Annotated in this window: 16 protein-coding genes; 11 read left to right on the top strand and 5 right to left on the bottom strand. The window is 49.4% G+C overall.

The genetic code is table 11. From position 1 onward, the window contains the following. The first annotated feature begins 265 nt into the window (after positions 1–265). The 6 genes from KD147_RS09250 (at position 266) to KD147_RS09275 (ending at position 8,331) form a co-directional block, all read left to right on the top strand. On the top strand, positions 266–2,089 hold the full coding sequence (locus KD147_RS09250; RefSeq protein WP_212547629.1) for a serine hydrolase: 1,824 nt from the start codon (positions 266–268) through the stop codon (positions 2,087–2,089). Positions 2,090–2,368: 279 nt separating this feature from the next. After that, positions 2,369–3,325 (top strand): HlyD family secretion protein, encoded by a 957-nt coding sequence (locus KD147_RS09255; RefSeq protein WP_212547630.1) that lies wholly within the window; start codon positions 2,369–2,371, stop codon positions 3,323–3,325. Further along, positions 3,322–4,248 (top strand): ABC transporter ATP-binding protein, encoded by a 927-nt coding sequence (locus tag KD147_RS09260; protein WP_105254401.1) that lies wholly within the window; start codon positions 3,322–3,324, stop codon positions 4,246–4,248. The genes KD147_RS09255 and KD147_RS09260 overlap by 4 nt, the downstream gene beginning before the upstream one ends. Continuing rightward, positions 4,245–5,357, top strand: a complete 1,113-nt coding sequence (locus KD147_RS09265) for an ABC transporter permease (RefSeq protein WP_212547631.1) — start codon at positions 4,245–4,247, stop codon at positions 5,355–5,357. The genes KD147_RS09260 and KD147_RS09265 overlap by 4 nt, the downstream gene beginning before the upstream one ends. Before the next feature lie 154 nt (positions 5,358–5,511). Then, positions 5,512–6,195, top strand: a complete 684-nt coding sequence (locus tag KD147_RS09270) for a tellurite resistance TerB family protein (RefSeq protein ID WP_212547632.1) — start codon at positions 5,512–5,514, stop codon at positions 6,193–6,195. 279 nt (positions 6,196–6,474) lie between these two features. Next, positions 6,475–8,331 (top strand): S8 family serine peptidase, encoded by a 1,857-nt coding sequence (locus KD147_RS09275; protein WP_212547633.1) that lies wholly within the window; start codon positions 6,475–6,477, stop codon positions 8,329–8,331. 100 nt (positions 8,332–8,431) lie between these two features. On the opposite strand, the gene KD147_RS09280 is transcribed toward KD147_RS09275, so the two are convergent. Both KD147_RS09280 and KD147_RS09285 read right to left on the bottom strand, forming a co-directional pair. Beyond that, entirely contained in the window at positions 8,432–10,972 is a 2,541-nt protein-coding gene (locus KD147_RS09280; RefSeq protein ID WP_212547634.1) for a TonB-dependent receptor plug domain-containing protein, read from the bottom strand. Positions 10,973–11,338: 366 nt separating this feature from the next. Next, entirely contained in the window at positions 11,339–12,031 is a 693-nt protein-coding gene (locus KD147_RS09285; RefSeq protein ID WP_212547635.1) for a hypothetical protein, read from the bottom strand. Between the two features lie 165 nt (positions 12,032–12,196). On the opposite strand from KD147_RS09285, the gene KD147_RS09290 reads away from it, so the two are divergent. Continuing rightward, complete coding sequence (locus KD147_RS09290; protein WP_105189259.1) at positions 12,197–12,625, top strand: GNAT family N-acetyltransferase; 429 nt, start codon at positions 12,197–12,199, stop codon at positions 12,623–12,625. Positions 12,626–12,746: 121 nt separating this feature from the next. Here the strand turns inward: KD147_RS09290 and KD147_RS09295 are convergent, their stop codons facing one another. Then, entirely contained in the window at positions 12,747–13,403 is a 657-nt protein-coding gene (locus KD147_RS09295; RefSeq protein WP_212547636.1) for a HEPN domain-containing protein, read from the bottom strand. Positions 13,404–13,930: 527 nt separating this feature from the next. Between KD147_RS09295 and KD147_RS09300 the strand changes: the two genes are divergently transcribed. Further along, entirely contained in the window at positions 13,931–14,170 is a 240-nt protein-coding gene (locus tag KD147_RS09300) for a hypothetical protein (protein ID WP_212547637.1), read from the top strand. A gap of 222 nt (positions 14,171–14,392) precedes the next feature. On the opposite strand, the gene deoD is transcribed toward KD147_RS09300, so the two are convergent. Then, the gene (deoD, locus tag KD147_RS09305; RefSeq protein ID WP_212547638.1) at positions 14,393–15,094 is read right to left on the bottom strand and encodes a purine-nucleoside phosphorylase; all 702 of its coding nucleotides are present in this window, start codon (positions 15,092–15,094) and stop codon (positions 14,393–14,395) included. Positions 15,095–15,105: 11 nt separating this feature from the next. Then, positions 15,106–16,338: a phosphopentomutase gene (locus KD147_RS09310; RefSeq protein WP_212547639.1), complete on the bottom strand. Its 1,233-nt coding sequence runs from the start codon at positions 16,336–16,338 to the stop codon at positions 15,106–15,108. A gap of 303 nt (positions 16,339–16,641) precedes the next feature. Here KD147_RS09310 and udk point away from each other — a divergent pair, with 303 nt between their 5' ends. The 3 genes from udk to KD147_RS09325 all read left to right on the top strand — a co-directional run bounded on the left by udk (position 16,642) and on the right by KD147_RS09325 (position 19,679). Beyond that, entirely contained in the window at positions 16,642–17,271 is a 630-nt protein-coding gene (gene udk / locus KD147_RS09315; RefSeq protein WP_212547728.1) for a uridine kinase, read from the top strand. Positions 17,272–17,285: 14 nt separating this feature from the next. Further along, positions 17,286–18,509, top strand: coding sequence for a NupC/NupG family nucleoside CNT transporter (locus KD147_RS09320; protein ID WP_105189261.1), 1,224 nt, complete (start codon positions 17,286–17,288; stop codon positions 18,507–18,509). A 402-nt stretch (positions 18,510–18,911) separates the two neighbouring features. Beyond that, positions 18,912–19,679 (top strand): substrate-binding periplasmic protein, encoded by a 768-nt coding sequence (locus KD147_RS09325; protein ID WP_212547640.1) that lies wholly within the window; start codon positions 18,912–18,914, stop codon positions 19,677–19,679. Positions 19,680–19,737 lie beyond the last annotated feature (58 nt).

Here is a 19,737-nt window from a genome sequence, read left to right on the forward strand (position 1 = left end):
CTGCTTGAGCCTGCACATGCTTTGCTCTAGACAATTTGCGAAGCAGGTAAAAAAACGATAGAGGCACTGTCGTTGGACTTTTAACCTTCATGAATTAGGCTTTCTTGTATGGTAGGTGACCTAGCAAGGTCTCGATAACAAGCGGTTTGGCTTCCTTCATGCCCAGGTACGGGAGTTTAAATATCACCTACGTTCACTCGGGAAAGCCCAAAAGGAGATTAAGATGAATCGAGCTAATACCATACAAAGCATATCGGCGGCTTTGTTGATTATCAGTATCCTGCTCTTTAATACCGCGTCGGCGCAATCAATCGATGACCCCGATCAGGTCGGTTGGTCCAGTATTCGTGGTTATTCAAGTGAAAAGTTCGGAGAATATTTTAAAAAGAAATCACGCCAAGGCTATCGCGTAGTCGATATCGAGGTCGATAAAGTTAACGGCAAACGTCTGTATTCTGCAATTTGGCAGCACAACACAGACAATCGAAAATGGCGAAGCCTCAGAGATCAAACCCATGAGCAGTTTTCTAATACCTGGAACTCCCTCAAAGATAAATATCGTTTAATTGATCAAGAGGCCTACAAAGTCGGAAATAGCATGCGCTATGCCGGTGTGTGGGTGGAAAACAAAGAAAACATAAAATGGCTGTCGTACCGCAATTTAAACGATGCCCAGTTCAAAGAAAAGTTTAATAAGAACAAAGCCAATGGTTATCGGATGGTGGATATTGAAGCCTATAAAAATGGGGGAAAAACGGCTTATTCTGCTATCTGGGTGAAAAATACCGGCAACACTGCCTGGGCCGAGTTTAGAAATATGTCTGCATCTCAGTATGCCGAGAAGTTCAAAAGCTTTAGAGACCAAGGCTATAGGGTACTTGATCTGGAATCATATCGTCTCGATGGCAAACATCAGTATGCCGCAATCTGGGTGAAGAACACCAATAAACGCGGTTGGAAAGCCCTCCGTGATATGTCAGCCCAAGGGTATGCTAACGCTTGGAAGACAGCGCGGGATCAAGGTTATCGGCTAGAGGATTTTGAGGCCTATAACACTAACAAGGGTACTCGATATGCGGGTGTTTGGCGGCAAAATGGCGAGCGCCTGAGCTGGGGTCCACGTAAAAGTATCGATAAACTCGTAGAAAAATACCGTAAAGACAACAATATTCCGGGCGTCAGTGTAGCCATAGGCAAAAAAGGCAAGATAGTCTATGAACGCGGCTTTGGATTGGCCAATGTGAAGGATAAGAGCGCAGCCCATGCAGGGACGATTTACCGTCTCGCTTCGGTCAGCAAACCGGTAACGGCTTTGTTGGCAATGCGTTTAATCGATCAAAATAAATTATCTGTGGATAAGCCCACCCTTGATTACGTGTCCGATTTGCCCTCCGCCCACACGCATACCGTACGCCAATTACTGGAACACCGTTCGGGCATTCGACACTATAAGGGTTCCCGCAGACCTAAAGATTGTAAAAACACGGATCCCAAGTGTTGTTGGGTACCTAATAACCTTGCCGGAAAAGACAAGAGTTCTAGCCAATTTTCGACGCAAAACCAGGCCATGTCACTGTTTATCGATGACGCCCTGAGGTTTTCTCCGGGTAGTAAGCAATGTTACAGCACTCATGCCTATACCGTTGCCGGAGCGGCGCTTGAAGGGGCGGCTAAATCCAGTTTCCCAAAACTGATTGAGCAACACTTCGGACAGTCGCTTGGTTTACCCACATTGCGGGCTGAGAATATGAAAAAATCCGTGAAAGAGCGGGCAATGATCTACAAAAGTGCGACATCTGAAGCGAAGAGAGACAATATTAGCTGGAAGTATGCCGGTGGAGGCCTGGAGTCTTCGGCCACCGATATGGCACGTCTCGGACTTAAGCTATTCGCAGGTCAAGTAACCAAGGACAGTACACGAAAATCCTTCTGGAAAAATAACGTCTTTGGCCATTCTGGCGCACAAAACGGTGCCAAGACCTATTGGCGCTTAGACTTTGGCAATGAGCTGGTCGTCATCGTGCTAGCCAATAGAAATGCGGGTAACCCCACCGAGCTGGCAAAGCAAATCGCCAACTTGGCTAAATAGTGGGTTGATTCTTATGCAAACGCAGCCCCCTAATCATATCGCGATAAAAGCGTAAAAATAGCGTTAGTCCGAGCGGCCGCTAGCGCCGTTCGGCACCCTGTGCTCTACTTAACGTCTACGCCGCGCAAAGCCGTCCTAGTGGTCGGCTTTGCCATTAATTGTCAATGTGGCTTTCCTAATAAATATCTTCATTACCACCAAACATTTCACAGATTTAAATTAAACTTATATCTAACAGGACGTTATTTACTAATTTGCTCCTAACCTTGGGCGAGCTCCATGAAATTGAGATACATCCCGCTTTGGTTCGTTTTGCTAACAAGCTTAATGGCATGCACTGACAGCGACTCCAATACCGCGTTCGGTATTCTTGAGCGAGACAGAATCACGCTGTTGGCCACATCCAATGAAATCATCATGGCACAGCCGATTGCAGAAGGATCGCGGGTAAAAGCGGGCGATATTCTCGTTGAATTTAATCACACCAAGCAATTAGCGACCTTAAACAAGGCCAAGGCGGTTGAGCAGCAAGCGCAAATGCAGCTGACAAAATTACTCAATGGCGAGCGCGAGGAAGACATTCTCGCTGGCGAAGCGAACTTGGCCTCGGCAAACGCCACCGCCCATGAAGCCGAGTTGCAGCTTAGTCGCACACAAGAGTTGGTGTCCAAATCCCTGGCCTCACAAAGAGAGTTAGACAGTGCCATTGCCGCCTGGGAGTTAGCCAAAGCGGCGGTCGAGGTAGCCCAGCAAAACCTCAAAAAACTCCTTAACGGGGCGCGCATTGAAGACATTCAACTAGCCAGAGCGGCGCTCGCGGCGGCCCGAGCGGATGTGGAATATGAACAAACCGTCTTGGCAGAGCTTACGGTCAGGGCATCCCGCGACGGTATTTTGGACTCACTCCCATACAATGTAGGTGAGCGGGTGGATGAACACAGTGTGGTCGCCATTTTACAGGCTAACAGCACCCCCTATGCCCGAGTCTATGTGCCCGAGCCCTACAAGGCGAACATAATCGCCGGTAAAGAAGTCATGGTGCGTATCGATGGGGTGGAAAAAGAGGTCGCCGGCATCATACGTTGGGTGTCTGTGGAGCCCGCCTTTACACCCTATCGCAGCATGAGCGAAGGCGATCGCTCGCGTCTGGTCTATTTGACCGAAATTGACCTACCAGCAAGCACCAAGGCCCTGCCTGCGGGCATTCCAGTGCAGATCAAGTTGGACTCATTATGACCGAACTGGTGATTCAAGCGCACAATCTCAGCAAACAGTTTGGCACCTTAAAAGCCGTGGACAACATTTCGCTGAAGGTGGAAAAAGGCAATATCTATGGCTTTTTAGGGCCCAATGGCTGCGGCAAGTCGACCACCATTCGGGTGCTTACCGGGTTACTTACGCCAACCACCGGCCAAGTTGAGGTATTGGGGCTGGCCATTCCTCGCCAAGCAGACGCATTAAGGCTAAGGATCGGCTATATGACCCAGAAGTTCTCCTTGTATGAAGATTTAACGGTGGAAGAAAACCTGTTTTTTATGGGGCAGATTTACGGTTTAGCTGGCACAGAGCTCAAAGCTCGCTGCCTAGAGCAAATCGACACCTACGGGCTGCATGCCTTACAAAAGCAAATGGTCGGCGGCATGAGTGGCGGAGAAAAACAACGTTTGTCTTTGGCCTGCGCCACCATCAATAAGCCCGAGCTACTGTTTCTCGATGAGCCCACCTCCGCCGTGGACCCGGAAAATCGACGGGATTTTTGGGAGAAGCTATTCGACTTATCCGAGCAAGGCACCACCATCTTGGTCACCACCCATTATATGGACGAAGCGGAACGATGCCACCGCTTGGCGATTATGGAGTCTGGGGCAATACGCGCCGATGGCTCGCCGGATGAATTAATGCAGAAGATGGGGGTGAACATTGTTGAGGTCAAAACCTCCGGTTTGCGCTCATTAAAATCTAAACTGATCGCCAATGAACAGGTGCGCTCCGCCGCACAGCTAGGAGTGCGCCTGCGCGTCCTCGTCTATGAGCAAATACCCAACCCAATCGACTGGCTTAAATCCCAGTACCCAGAGCTACACAATGCAGAGCTCACCCAGGCTCGCCCAACATTGGAAGATGTGTTTGTGAGCGTTACGGGAGATAGCAGAGAATGATTTCCTTTGCCCGCATTCGTGCGGTGATGTTCAAAGAAGTAAAGCAACTGGCACGGGATAGGCTCACCTTTGCCATGATAGTAATGATCCCCTTAATACAACTGACGCTGTTTGGTTACGCCATCAATACCGATGTGCGTCATATCCCCGTTGCGCTGGTTGATCAAAGCCATAATCAAACCGGCCGTTTACTGCTTGAAACCGTGCGGGCGACCCAAATAGTGAATTTCACCAAGACCTTTGACACCCCGGAAGCGGCAAAGGCTGCTATTGGAACGGGCGAAGTACGGGCCGTGCTCGTCATTCCCCATGATATAAACCAGCGCCTGGCGCAACAACGCGCCCTTGCCCACTGGCTGGTGGATGGCACCGACAGCGTGATTGGCGGCGCCATCTCCGGCTTGCAGAATATGCCGTTTACCCTGGTCCCCAAATCTGCCAATGCCGGGCAGACATTACTCGATGCCAACAATACCTTCGAAGTGGCACTTTATTACAACCCCAGCCGCAGAACGGCGGTGAATATAGTGCCAGGATTACTTGCGGTGATTTTGAGTATGACCATGGTGCTGTTCACCAGCATTGCCATTGTCCGTGAACGCGAAAGAGGCAATCTGGAGCTTTTAATCACAACGCCGGTGCGCCCCTTGGAGCTGATGATAGCCAAGATTGTCCCCTATATTTTCGTTGGTTTAATTCAGGTGGTGATAGTCTTAGGCTTGGGCTACCTGATGTTTGATGTACCTATTCATGGCAAGCCTCATGAGATTTTGCTCGGTTCACTGTTGTTTATCTCCGCAAGCCTGGCGTTAGGACTTTTGATTTCGACCCTGGCACGCAGTCAGTTGCAGGCAATGCAGATGACCCTGTTCGTGCTGCTGCCCTCCATTTTACTGTCGGGGTTTATGTTTCCCTACGAAGGCATGCCCGTCGCCGCTCAATGGATTGCCGAAGCCCTGCCCGCCACCCATTTTATGCGTATTATCAGGGGGCTAGTGCTGCGCAGCGCTGAGCTCTCCAGTTTATGGCAAGACTCGCTGTGGCTTGGCGCCTTTACCCTTTTTGGCGTTTTCTTTGCCGCCAGGCGTTTCACTAAAACGCTGGATTGATAGCCACTTGTCCCAAATCCAGGTTTAAAAAGTGCTGTTAGTCGGCACCATGTAGACTTAGCGCCGACTCTGTAGCGCTTTGTAACAAAACCGGCGTTTTCATTTCAAAACAATTGGCATAAGGTGTGACCAACACAGAGAAAAGGATGCAGTGATGAAAGAATTACAAAAACTCGTGGGCAGCCTGAATAAATCCGGGGCGCTCAGCGGCTTTTTAGGCGGCGGATTGACCAGCCTGGCCACGGGAAAAAAAGGCAAGAAATTCGGTAAAAAGGCGCTTAAATACGGAGCCCTGGCCGCGGTCGGAGGGCTTGCCTGGAAGGCCTATCAGCAATACTCGCAAAAAAGCGATGCCAGGCAGAGCAATCAAGTACACAAAGAGTACCAAGGGCACTCAGACAATCACGGTGGCCGCATCTTTGATTACACCCCAGATCGTATGCCCGAGCAGGCGTTTGAGGACGTGATCGATGATAACAATGAGTCGGGACAATTATTGTTAATGCGAGCGATGATCGCCGCCGCCTATGCAGATGGTCATATCGACGAATTAGAACGACAAAAAATCTTCGCCAGCGTGGAAAATATGGCGCTCACGGTCGAGGAAAAAGCCATGCTCTTTGACGAATTACGCCAGCCCCTGACCTTGTCTGAGCTGGTGAGCGCGATACCGGATGCGCAAACCGGCATTGAGGTCTACGCCGCCAGCGTCGACGCCATCGATCTAACGCAGCCCGAATCAAGGCTATACCTCGATGCGCTGGCAAATCAGCTGTGCATACCACAGGAATTGGTGACCAGCATTCATAACCAATTGGTACATCAACAAAACCTCTAGCACTTTTCAAAAGAACATATCGAGCCTCGCTGCTATGCGGGGCTTTTGTGTCTCTACTTTTAGGCTTACTCCTAAAGTACCAATCACACCATCGAACATTGCTAAGCCCCAGAAGACTTCTAGACTTAGAAGATTAAGCAGTTCTGTGCAGCCGTTCTTGGCAGCCAACTTTGGCAACCAAATTTGGCAAACGTGGGCACAGTAAGCGGCGTAAGGTCGGGAGGTGACCTTGCGGTAGCGCCGACAGGAAACATTTAAAAAGTTCAAAGGAGAGAGAAAGTGCAAAGTTTTAATCGTCTTTTGCTGTCGCTGCTGTTTGCTCTGGTTTATACCCATGCCCTTGCCTCACCTGGCGCCGTAGTGGTTCCGGGCAGTCATGACATCCCCGCCTACGCCCCTGATCGGGTACTGGTGAAATTCAAACCAGGCACTAAGGCCAATGAGATCGGCCAGATGGCGGCCATGGCCGGTGGCTCGCAAGTAAGGGTGTTGTCACCGCTGAATGTGCATGTAATTGAAGTGCCCGTGGGCAGCGTTGGCAAGAGCATTAAGATGTTCCGCAACAATCCCAATGTCGTTTACGCCGAGCCGGATCACTACCGGGTCTTGTTGATCCCCGATGAAGGGCAAGATCCGCCGCCCACCGGCACCGACAACCAATGGTTTAACGAGCAATGGGGCCTGAATAATACCGGGCAATTGCTGATGAACCCAGAAACAGGGCAACAAGAATTTGTCGGTCGGGTGGACGCGGATATTGATGCGCCCGAGGGCTGGGATATCAGCACCGGCTCCAATCAAGTGAAAATTGCTATTCTCGATACCGGCGTCGACTGCCGAACAGCTGCACGACCCGGCGGCAGCCTTGAATTTATTGCCCCCGGCAAATGCATTGAAGAAGTCAGTTTTGTTGCCGACTACAGCACCACCCTCGATGATGTTGCCGCCCACGGCAGCCATGTGGCGGGCATAGCCGCCGCGGCCACCAATAATGATATCGGCATTGCCGGCGTCGGTTGGAACAGCGCCGTTGGCAACCTGAAAACCTGCTTTGAATACACTATAGATCTAATGCCGCCCTTGGGCATTTATGTGATAGTCGGGGTGTGCCCGGTTTCCTCATCCGCCGCGGCAATCACCTATGCCGCCGACAACGGCTACCATGTGATCAACATGAGTTATGCCAGTGACTCGGTGGATGAAAATGGCGACCCTGCCGGTCTTGGCGGCTGGACACAGACCGAGTCCGATGCCGTCGACTATGCCTGGAATAAAGGCACAGTGCTTATCGCTGCGGCCGGTAACGACGGCGTTAACACCCTCACCTACCCGGCGGCCTACGACCCCGTGTTGGCCGTAGGCGCCACCGAGCGAAATGATGACAGGGCTTCATTTTCCAATTTCGGTAATTGGATATCCATGATGGCACCGGGGGATCATATTATCTCCACCGTACCCAACGAGCTCTGTGTCTTCTATGCGGAGATTTTGGGGACTATTTTTGACCCCGACAACGATGCCTGCCTGGATTGGTATTCCGGCACCTCCATGGCCAGTCCTCATGTCGCCGGTGCGGCGGCAATGGTTTGGGCACATTTCTATAGTGACGGACTGGCGGATCCTGCCACCTGCGAAGCCGCGCCGGGCGTGCCTTGTAACCAGGCCGTGCGTGAGCACTTGGAGCAAGGCGCTGACATCAGTGGTGCCGGGGGGCAAAATATGCAAGCCTGGTCGCAACACGGTCGCCTTAATCTCGCCGGCGCCTTAAGTGTCAGCAGCAATCCGCAACCGCCCCTTACTCCCAGTAATTTTATCGTTGCTGACGGCGTTAACGGCACCGCACAACTTAGCTGGAATGATGTGAGCGGCGAGAGTGGCTACGAATTACAGCGAGAAAAGGCCCATAAAAAACTGGCGGGGGTGTGGCAGTCCAGCACATCCATTGGCCCAATTAGCGCCGACCAGACCGCTTTTGTAGATGCCAGCGGCACCGGCACCTTCCGCTATCGCCTTCGGGCTTTTAATAATAGCGGCGCCTCATCCTGGTCAGGCTGGGCGAGTGTGGAGGTCACCGAAAGTGGTGGTGGTGGCAGCGGCGGTGATAAACCCTGCCGCGGTAAAAAGTGCAGTAACTAGTTGCTACGCAATAGGTGATAAGCACTAGGCGTTCAGCGCCGTTCAGAAGTGATAGACATAAAAAAAGCACGCTTTCGCGTGCTTTTTTATTCGATTGCGTTTAGAAGCTAAAGCTTACTTTCGCATAATAGGTCATACCATCAAAGCCATAAGGCACTGCGCGAAGCGGGTATTTAAATGCCTGATATGAAATAAAGTCAAGCGCTTCGTCTTGACCAAGCTCATCAGGGGTTTCATCAAACAGGTTGTCGATACCCACAGACAGCATGATCTCCTCGGAAAGCTGATAACCCACATTTACGTCCACAAGCACGGCCGATTCAACGGTGCTGGTGTCTTTAAATGACCCGGTAGGCGATAACTCATCCGGTAGGCCGATATGGTCATTACCGAAGTATTTAACGTCGGTCTCACCGAAATAGTTAAAGCGCACCATGCTGTTGTAGTCACCACGCTCATATTCGAACGTCAAGGTAGCACGCTCACCCGGCTGACCATCCGTTAGGAAGCTGCGCTGTAGATCATCCAGGGCAATATTGTCCGGAACGCCTTCAGGTGCGTTTACATCGTCGATTTCGGTGTCATTCAAGTTACCGGCGAAGGTCGCCGAGAAGTCACCGTCGTATAAATCGGTGCGATAAGAGGCGATGATATCCACCCCTTTGGTGGTTGAGTCAACCGAGTTTGAGAAGTAGTTAGCCTGCTCTGCACCGGTAGCGTTAAGCGCGGCAACCGCTTCTGGGCTAAAGGCCACATCTTCTGCTGACATCAAGCTGCCTAGGGTGATGCGGTCTTTGATCTCAACATGATAGAAATCAACGGTTAATGATAGCTCGCTACTCACATCGTAAACAAAACCAAAGCTTAAGTTTTCCGATGTCTCTAGCTCCAGGTTGTCTACGCCCAGGGCTGAAGGGAAATCCGATCCTGCCGTCGCGGTAAACGACTGCAATAACACGCCGCCGGCACCCAGGTTAGTGGTATAAGCGGTGTAAGCGCTTTGCTGTAATGACGGCGCTCTGAAGCCCGATGAAATCGCACCACGAATGGCGAAGTCGTCGTTCACTTCATAGCGAGTCGCTAATTTACCTATAATGTCGTCGCCGGCATCTGAGAAGTCTTCATAGCGCAGCGCCGCACTGACCTGCCAGGCATCGGTGATCAAAGTCTCGGCATCGGCATACACTGCATAGCTGTGGCGACTTTCATCGTTCGAGGCTTCAGGACGTAAGCCGTTGTAAGCCTGGAAGCCACATTCTGCAAATTGGTCAGGATCGTTTACCGAAGGGTAAGAGGTATCCATATTTGCTAGGCCACAGGCGTAAGATGCTTCTTCACCTGGGACGATTTCATAGTTTTCTTTACGATACTCGGCACCAATTGACAGATAAACAGGGTCGGTACGACCGATATCGATAATACCCGTTACATCCGCATTCACCGTTGTTTGGTCGAAGCGGAAGCCACCCGAGTAACCGCCACGAGGGCCGGAATTGGCAATGATCTCTTCGTCCGTGGCGTCTGGGTTGTTAAACACATACTCGGCGGCATAAGAAGCATTGATGGTGTTTTTCGAGTTGAAGTCATAGGTGTTTTCGCCATAAACCGCTGAAACATCATAGTTCCAATCCGGGTTTATCTCACCGCGTAGACCTAGAGCGAAAGAGATATCTTCGGCCTCGTTATCAATGCGTGGCAGGAAGCCATCACCGTATACCTGGACCACGTTCTTAGACGCCTGGTCGAAGTTACGATAGAAGCCATTACCTAAGGCTGTACGATTTGAGTAGCCACCAAAGGAGTACAGTTCATTATCGCCCATAGGCAGGGCCATATTGTAAAACAGTGAAGTAAATTCGCTGTCGGCATTACCTTGTCCCCAGCGCACTTCGTCGGACAGGGTACCCGCAGGCACATCTACCGAGCCACCAATGTCGCGCTGAGCACGGTTGGTGCCGTCGGCATCACGGTATTCAACAGAGAAGTTAATGAAACCGCCTTCATCGCCGATATCAAAGCCGCGGTTAAGGCCGATAGAAATGGTATCACCATCACCTTCGCCTGTGCTGCCCGCTTGCACGTAACCGGTTGTTACACCCGTTGAGTTATTTAAAGAAAGGTTGATCACCCCGGCGATGGCATCGGAGCCATATTGTGCCGCGGCACCGTCACGTAATACTTCAACGCCTTTTAACGCGGTCAGTGGAATGGCGTTCATATCGGTACCCGCAGCACCGGCGCCAACCGTACCATTGAGACCAAAGATAGACTGGTTATGGCGACGCTTACCATTGATAAGCACCAAGGTTTGGTCCGGCTGCAGACCACGCAGGGTCGCCGGGCGGAATAGGTCGGAGCCGTCCGATACCTGAGTACGAGAAAAGTTAAACGACGGCGCAGTAGCCTGCAGGCTTTGACCCAGCTCGGTAAAGCCACCCTTATTCAGGTCGTCTGAGTCGATCAAATCAACAGGAGAGGTTGATTCCGTGGCCGTGCGATTGGCCATGCGCGACCCCAGTACCGAAATTACCTCAATTTTTTCATCTGCTTTGACCTGTTGTGTTTCTTCGGCTTGCACTGAGACCGTGGATACGGCCAAGCCGACGGCTACTGCCAGCATATTTAAACGATGTGTTGTCATGTGTGTCCCGTTGATTATCCTGCCTACTCTTCTTTATCAATCGACACACCCAAAGGTGGAGACAAAGAAGAGTAAGTTAAAGCACGTATTATCGATTTATAAAAATCACTTTTATGAAGGCTAATTCAAGCCTGCGAATTAACCTTTAGGAAACATCCTATCAACAAAAATACGAAATGAAAGAAAAATCAACTACGACTAAAGTATAAAAATGCATTTGTTTAATTATTTGAATTAGTTAGGAGTAATTTGGCGTGCTGATACGACCAGTTTGGCGTTCTCTTGGGGCCTAATAGTGGGACAAAACCACCCCTGCGCGCCTTTAATATAGACGATGCTCAATCAGCCCTGGCCCGCCTTGACTCTCTATGACCCAGCGTTTTGGGCTACGCGTCTGGCCTGCGCTATCGGGCTAAAACGGACCCACCTGAATAAATAAAGCACGGCGATTTTTGTGATGGCACTGATGCTCGCCAACAGCAGCAGCGGCCAGCCTTGTTTAAGACCCATACTCAGAGAAAATGCGATAGTTGAAATGTCCATCATCAAAATAAACAAACTCATTTTTCTATCCAGCGCCCCGGTCTCCCCCGCCTTAAGCACTAAGGTGATCTGACTGTAATAGCCATGTGCAATAAGCCCAGTGATACAGACTATCATCACCGCCATTATTTGCTGTCCTTGATCTTCATAAGCAGTTCCCATGACACCAAACAAAGCGCCTATCAAAAGTAGCGCTAAGGCCGCTGAAAAACATAGAAACGACGGCCCTGTCTTCCTGTCTCGCCATATTTCATAAAGAATGATACTAACCAGCACTGAGGCGCATAACCTAGGCCACACAATATAGTGATTGAAAGGCTCTATCGACATGCCATATACAAAGAAGGAGTAGTAAGCTAAGAAGCTAACCATAAACATTTTTAGCGACAGGATATGCGTTGGATGCTGTTTGTGTTCTTGCTTCCTTCGCCATATTGTACGTACTTGTGAATACACCCCTATTAAACTAAATAAGATGAAGCAAGTATTGAGCGTTCCGAAAAAGTTAAACCACATTAGCATCTAATTCCCAAATTAACATTGTCGACAATCTTAATTTATAAACCCATATAAACAATTTATTTATATGTATACAGAATATAATTGTCGACAATGTGGATTTGAGATAAGTTTTATGTACGATGACGTTCGTTGCTTAAAGACACCAAAATGGAGAAGTAGATGGAAGTTAGGTTTATGGGTCAAGGTGACCTTCAAGACAAGGTGCTTGATGTACTCTTGCAGTTGCGCCCGCAGTACAGTCGTGAAAGTTTGCATGTGCAGATAGAGAAACAAAAAGCGCAGGGCTATCAGCTAGTCTATGTGATATCGGAAGGCGAGGTGTTGGCGGTTGCCGGGTTCAGCATGGGCGAAAAACTCGCTTGGGGAAAGCACATCTATATTGAGGATCTGGTTACCAATGAAGCATACCGTTCCAAAGGCGTTGGCACTTTTTTTATGAACTGGTTTAAAAGCTATGCGAAACAAGTCGGCTGTACGCAGATCCACCTCGATTCAGGCGTGCAACGCTTTCCCGCCCATAAATTTTACCTCAGGGAAGGGTTTCGAATAGCCAGCCATCACTTTTCTATCGTGGAAGGTTTGGACTAAAAGCTACCAAGAGAGTTCAAGAACCCAAGGGCTGAAAGAGAGGCGCTAGAAAAACTGAGTAATAAACAAGACACCCAGTCTTATACTTTAAGCTTTGAGATGGGTGTCTTGGTAATTTGCTTTATTCTACAACGGGGTAACTTGCTTCTCCCCAAAACTCCTGGGCGTTATCCATCATGATTTCAATTGTGAACGGAATAAACTTGGATAAGAAGGTAACCGCATCACGGACCTGAGCCCGGTTTGCTGAACTATTCCAGGTGGCGCCACCATGGATAATCTGGTTTCTTAATGTATATAGGCGAGAAAATATGACCGATAATACGGCGGAGGTGTTTTTACCGCCGAGTGCTTTATTAGCATAGGAATTTGCGGCTTTAAAGCGCTCTTCCCACTCTTGTTCGGACTTTTTATGATTGTGGAAATCCCAAAAGGGCTGAAACACAAATTTGTTGTTTAACAATACCCTAATACTGCTGGCAAATTCATTCCAGACCAGATCTGCTAAGCGGCCTTGCTCGTCCAGCTGACATAAGCGTTCGATAAAATTACGGAATGTATCTTGCTCGGTATAACGGTAACAATCGCCAATAACATTTGAGTATGCGGCATTAAAGGCTATCCAATAAAAGATAAACTGGGAGTCTTTATCCCCTTCCATCTGCTCTGCTTTATGCAGCCAGCTCAGTGCCCTGTGCACCCGCAAACCTATGTTTTCAGAGTATTCACTTCGTTCGCTACGCTGTCGCGCTTTTAAGCTCTGGTAAGTCACTTCCATATCAAATACCTAAGGCAATTCAAACAAGTTACCCTCAATATTAATAAGTTAATTGCTCCCCCTAGTCAAACGCCCACTATAAAAAAGACAAAGCGCTCTCCTTATCTGCAGACATAAAAAAGCCCCGCTAAAAAGCGGGGACTTTGAGATTAACGTTTTTTCACGTATTACCAAGGAACACGAGGGTTGCAACCTAGGGATGCCCCTAAGTGCTAAAATGAGAAATGAAATCAAGAACAGAATTATCCTGAGATAAAGTTGCTTACAAAGCGTCCAGCGATAACTTAGTACCCCTGATATCCAATTTATTCATATTAGGTGTAAGTAAGTTAAAGGGTAGGTAGCCTTCTTAACTTGCTATCTTTTTCTATCTAGGAAATATGGCACCGAGGCAAATTCAACGCTAGCAAAAGGCGTGTCGAATTGTTATTAATATAGAAAATAAAAAAGTTCGGAAATTAAAAAGCCAATAAAAGCGAAATTTCCGGCTATAAATTGTCATTTTAATATCGGAGAAACATGGAAAAATGAAGTCAGTAATAATATTAGGGATGATAGTTTTCTTTCTGGTTGTGTCAGGGTTTCATGGCTTAATGTGGCTTTTACACGGTCTTACAGAGTCTTATAAGAAAATGGCTGAAGGTGATTCTGATAAGAGGGAGTTTAGGGACTTTATGGGGAAGTTATTTTTATTATTTTTAGTAGGCGTTGGTGTTCACCAAGTTTTTTGGGTTGAAGCACCACAGTTGCTAAATAATATATTTTAAACATTATAAAAATTCGGACGCTACCCGTTTTAATTTTTGCCTTATAAAAAGGATTTTTTAGACTGATTGAGTCACTGGTAACTCAGACCTTCCAGTTTAGTCGACACACTTAATAAGCATAAAAAAGCCCCGCTAAAAAGCGGGGACTTTGAGGTTAACGTTTTTCACGTATTACCAAGGAACACGGGTGTTGCAACCTAGGGTGGCCCCTAGGTGCGCAAGTTAAATTGATTCGAGGGCGATTTTCACCATCTCGTTAAAGGTGCTTTGACGCTCTTCGGCTGGCGTTGCTTCGCCGGTGATCACATGATCGCTCACCGTAAACAGCGCCATGGCATTGGCGCCGTATTCGGCGGCCACGCCGTAAAGACCGGCTGTTTCCATGTCCACCGCCAACACGCCCAGCTTATGCAGCTCTTCGTAGAACGAGGGGTCGGCCTGATAGAAGGTATCCGTGGTAAACACATTCCCTACCTTGGCATCGATACCCAATTCACGGGCAGCGCGTACGCCATTTTCAAGCAAGCCATAGTTGGCCAGGGCGGCAAAATCGTAGCCACGCACACGGGCACGGTTGACATTGGAGTCGGTGCTCGCACCCTGGGCAAAAATCACGTCACGAATTTTGGTATCCGCGGCGATGCCGCCACAGGTACCGATACGAATAATGTTTTTCACGCCGTAGCTGACGATCAGCTCGCGGGCATAAATGGACATGGATGGAATGCCCATACCCGAGCCCATGATGCTCACCGGCTTGCCTTTATAAGTGCCGGTAAAACCGTACATATTGCGTACGCCAGTCACTTGTTTCGCATCGTCGAGAAAGTGCTCGGCAATGTATTGGGCACGCAGTGGATCGCCCGGCATTAATACCGTTTCGGCAAAATCGCCCTGGGCTGCGCTAATATGTGGCGTACTCATATCTTGTCCTCTTACTGTGCTGTGTCCGGCGTATCGAGCGACAGCTCCGCAACAAAGCCGTTACCATATTCAAGTGTTGTTAGGTCAAACCATTGCGCCAGGGTCTGGCCGATATCGGCAAAACTCTCACGCTCACCCAGAGCCACGGCTTGCATGCCCGGGCGATAGGCGATTACCGGCACATACTCGCGAGTATGATCCGAGCCTGGGGCGGTGGGGTCGCAGCCATGGTCGGCGGTGATGATCAGCAGATCATCTTCTTTTAACTGCGCCAGCACATGGGGCAAAAAGTCATCGAATACTTTCAATGCTTCGCCATAACCCACGGCATTACGACGATGACCGTATAGCTCATCGAAGTCCACCAGGTTGGTAAATACCAAGCTGTTGTCCGGCGCCTGTTTAAACACCTCGACGGTTTTCGCCAGCAGGTTTTCCAGGCCCGGCGCCTTATATTTTTGGGTGATCCCCTGATGGGCATAAATATCGGCAATTTTGCCAATACTGATCACCTCGCCACCGGCGGCCGCCAGCTTATCAAGCACTGTCGGGGCCGGCGGTAACACCGAATAATCGCGGCGATTACCGGTGCGCTTAAAATCATCCTTGTCATTGCCAACAAAGGGGCGCGCAATCACGCGGCCGATGTTGTAGTCATCAAGCAGTGAGCGTGCAACTTCACATACCTGATACAAGTTATCCAAGCCAAAGCTTTGTTCATGGGCGGCAATTTGGAACACGCTATCGGCCGAGGTGTAACAAATTGGCTTACCCGTGCGCACATGCTCCTCACCGAGCTCGGCGATAATGGTCGTGCCCGAAGCATGACAATTACCCAAGATCCCGGGAATACCGGTGCGCGCTACCAATTCCTCGATCAACTCGGCAGGAAAGCTAGGTGTGGTTAAGGGGAAATAACCCCAATCAAACAACACCGGCACACCGGCCATTTCCCAATGCCCCGACGGCGTGTCTTTGCCACTGGATAACTCCTTGGCATAACCCCACGCAGCCATTGGCTGTTGGCGATTGGCAACGTTAAGGGTTCGACCAGACGCCGCCTCACAGGCATCGATCAAACCCAGTCGCGACAAGTTTGCCAGCGCCAGGGGTTCACCCCAGTGCTGCTGGTAGGCATCTAAAATGTGGGCCAGGGTGTTGGCGCCAAGATCGCCAAAGGCCTCGGCATCCGGTGCCGCGCCTATACCCAGACTGTCGGCCATCAAGATCACTGCTCGTGCCATACTTGCCTCGCTCTATTACGCTATGTTGCTAACTTTAACCACTTGATAAATTTACCAACAGGACAAAAGTCCTACAGTAATTATAGGTTTGATCTGGGCGCTAGGGGTTCGCCACTGATGTTTTTTCAAGCGGACATAAGTCCTTATAAAAACCCGGTACAAAGGCTACATTTGTCGGAATAACGTGAGGATTTGCGTCACTTTTGGCGCGCATAAGCGCTAAGGGATGGCATCAATTGAGATTATTAGTGGCGAATTTGCTAAAGTAATCAATTGTCTAATTTCAGTCTGGATGCTTTGTTTGTGACACAAACCATTATCGCCATTGCCGGTGCGTCTGCATCGGGTAAGTCGTTGTTTAGTCAAACTATTTATAACGAACTGGTCAATGAGCTAGAGCCTGGGGCGATCGCCATTATCGAGGAAGACGCCTACTACCGGGATCAATCGCATTTACCTATGGCGCATCGCGTCAAAACCAATTATGACCACCCGGATGCCTTTGAGCACGAATTGTTGGTCGAGCACCTGCGCCAATTGCGTGAAGGGTGCGCCGTGGATGTGCCCATTTATGACTATAACGAGCACACCCGCGCAAAAGAAACACGCCGCGTTTTACCGGCAAAGATCCTCATCGTCGAGGGTATTTTGTTATTAAGCGATCCGGCACTGAGAGATGAATTTGATATCCAGGTGTTTATCGATACGCCGCTGGACATCTGTCTGATGCGCCGTATGCAACGCGATATTGAAGAGCGTGGCCGCACAATCCAGTCGATTGTCGAACAATACAAGCGCACCGTGCGACCTATGTTTTACCAGTTTATCGAGCCGTCCAAGCATAACGCCGATTTGGTCGTTACCCGAGGTGGTAAAAACCGCGTAGCAATTGACATAATAAAAAGTAAAATCAAACACCTACTACAAGAATAACGGGAACATCGGCAATGACAACATTAATGAGCCTGATCGGTATGCTGGTGCTACTGGCGATTGCCTACGGGGCGTCAACAAACCGCAAAGCGATTAACGTGCGCACCGTGGGTGTGGCATTTTTACTGCAAGTCATCATAGGTGGCTTTGTATTATTTTTTGAATTTGGCAAAAACATACTTGAAGCCATGTCCAGGGGGGTGGCCAAAATAATCGGCTATGCCACAGATGGCATCAGCTTTTTATTCGGTCCTCTGGCCAAGGAAGACACCCTGGGCTTTTTATTCGCATTTCAGGTGTTGCCGGTTATCGTATTTTTCTCATCCCTGGTGGCGGTCTTATATTACCTCGGCATAATGGATTGGGTGATTAAATTCTTAGGCGGTGCGCTGCAAAAGCTATTGAAAACGTCGCGCCCCGAGTCGCTCTCGGCCACCGCCAATATTTTCGTGGGCCAAACCGAAGCGCCATTGATAGTAAAACCTTTTATTACCACCATGACCAAGTCGGAGTTATTCGCGGTCATGGTCGGTGGCTTAGCCACGGTCGCAGGCTCGGTCATGGCCGGTTATGTAAAGATCGGTGTTGAGCTGCACTACCTGATTGCTGCCAGCTTTATGGCCGCACCCGGTGGTTTCCTGATGGCAAAAATGATCGTGCCGGAAACGGAAACTCCGAAGGAAACGCTGGCCGAGCTCGATACCGAGCATGAGCAGCCGGTTAACGTCATCGATGCTGCGGCCGCTGGAGCCTCAAGCGGTATGCAACTGGCCCTGAACGTGGGCGCCATGTTGTTGGCTTTCGTCGCGCTAATCGCCCTATTGAACGGCGTATTAGGCTGGTTCGGCGGCTTCTTCGATAACCCGGAGCTGACGCTACAACAGATTTTAGGTTATGTCTTCGCCCCGGTCGCCTGGTTATTGGGTGTGCCTTGGGATGAAGCCATGCGAGCCGGTAGCTTTATCGGCCAGAAATTAGTCGTAAATGAGTTCGTCGCTTATTTGGACTTTGTAAATTATCGTGATGAGTTAAGTGAGCACACACAAGCAATCGTAACCTTTGCACTGTGTGGTTTCGCTAACCTGTCATCGATAGCTATCTTACTAGGCGGGATTGGCGGTATGGCGCCAAGCCGGCGAAAGGACATCGCACGTCTAGGGCTCAGAGCAGTGTTGGCAGGATCTATGGCCAACCTCATGAGCGCCGCAATTGCTGGGTTTTTCCTCTCTATTGCTTAGAAACAAAGAGAAGCCACAGTTGCAAAACAGGGTCTTAGACCTAGGTTGTTGCCTTAAGGGGTTAAGGTAACAGCTAACTTGAACGATACTTCACCAAAGGGCCGCAAGGCCCTTTTATCGTTTCTGCACCCTACTAATACCAATTCACTTAAATAGCTAATCATTCTAGCGGGCTAAATGTCATGCTCACGGCGTTGGAATTTTTCGATGTAGAGTAACTACATAAGAAAAATTCTGCCTTGTTATCACATCATTTATCCGGCGCTATATCTGCTCACATACTTAACAGAATTGGTATAAATCCATTAAAGTACCCAAATAAGGAATATTTTCTGCGTTATTAGGTGCATTCTCGATCGCATTTATCTATGCTTAGGGGAATTATTGGCTTAAGGAAAAAGCATGACCCCCTTGCTGCGAACGTCACTCCCCTTGTTATCTTTCCTATGCGCACTTCTATCCTTTAACAGTGCTGCGGATGACGCCGTGCAGGTGGTGACCGAACTGAGCCCGCCCAACCAGATTTTAATCAATGACAATATCGGCGGCAGCAGTACGGATATCGTTCGTCATGTGCTCAGCGAAGCGAATGTGGATGCCGACATCAACATCTACCCCTGGGCTCGGGCCTTTTACCTCGCCAAAAAGCAGGCCAATACGCTGATCTACAGTTTAGCGAAAACACCGGAGCGCGAGCCGCTGTTCCACTGGCTGGGCAAGGTCGCCTATTTTCGCTTGGGCTTTGTCAGCTTAGCTTCGAGCAAACACATCAACATCAAACAACTCGAGGACGCCCGTGCCTATCGCATTGCGGTGCAGCGCGATGACATCAGCGCCTTGTTTTTTGTTAAGCGCGGCTTTACCGTGCTGCAAACCACAGATATCAAACATTCCTATCGCCTGTTGCTTTCGGGTAAGGTGGATTTAATCATCGATGACCCTAACTATGTGGGTGCCATGGCGCAGCAATTTAATCTGCCCGCCAGTCATTTGCGTTTTATCAGCGCCATCGAAGAGCTCAGCGTCTATGGCTACTTGGCGGCCAACAAAGATCTGGATGCCACTACGGTGGCCAACATTAAAGAAGCCTTCGCCGCCATCGAAGATACAAGCTGGTACCAGCAAAAGCTGCGCAACCCCTATCATGAGCTGCACACCTTTAATGACTAAGGACGCTTAGGGTCTCATAAACGGCCATCTACATAATTTTTAACAACCTTTTAGTCGC

Origin of the sequence: Pseudoalteromonas sp. BDTF-M6 (assembly GCF_018334135.1) — a bacterium.
Taxonomy (GTDB): Bacteria; Pseudomonadota; Gammaproteobacteria; order Enterobacterales; family Alteromonadaceae; genus Pseudoalteromonas.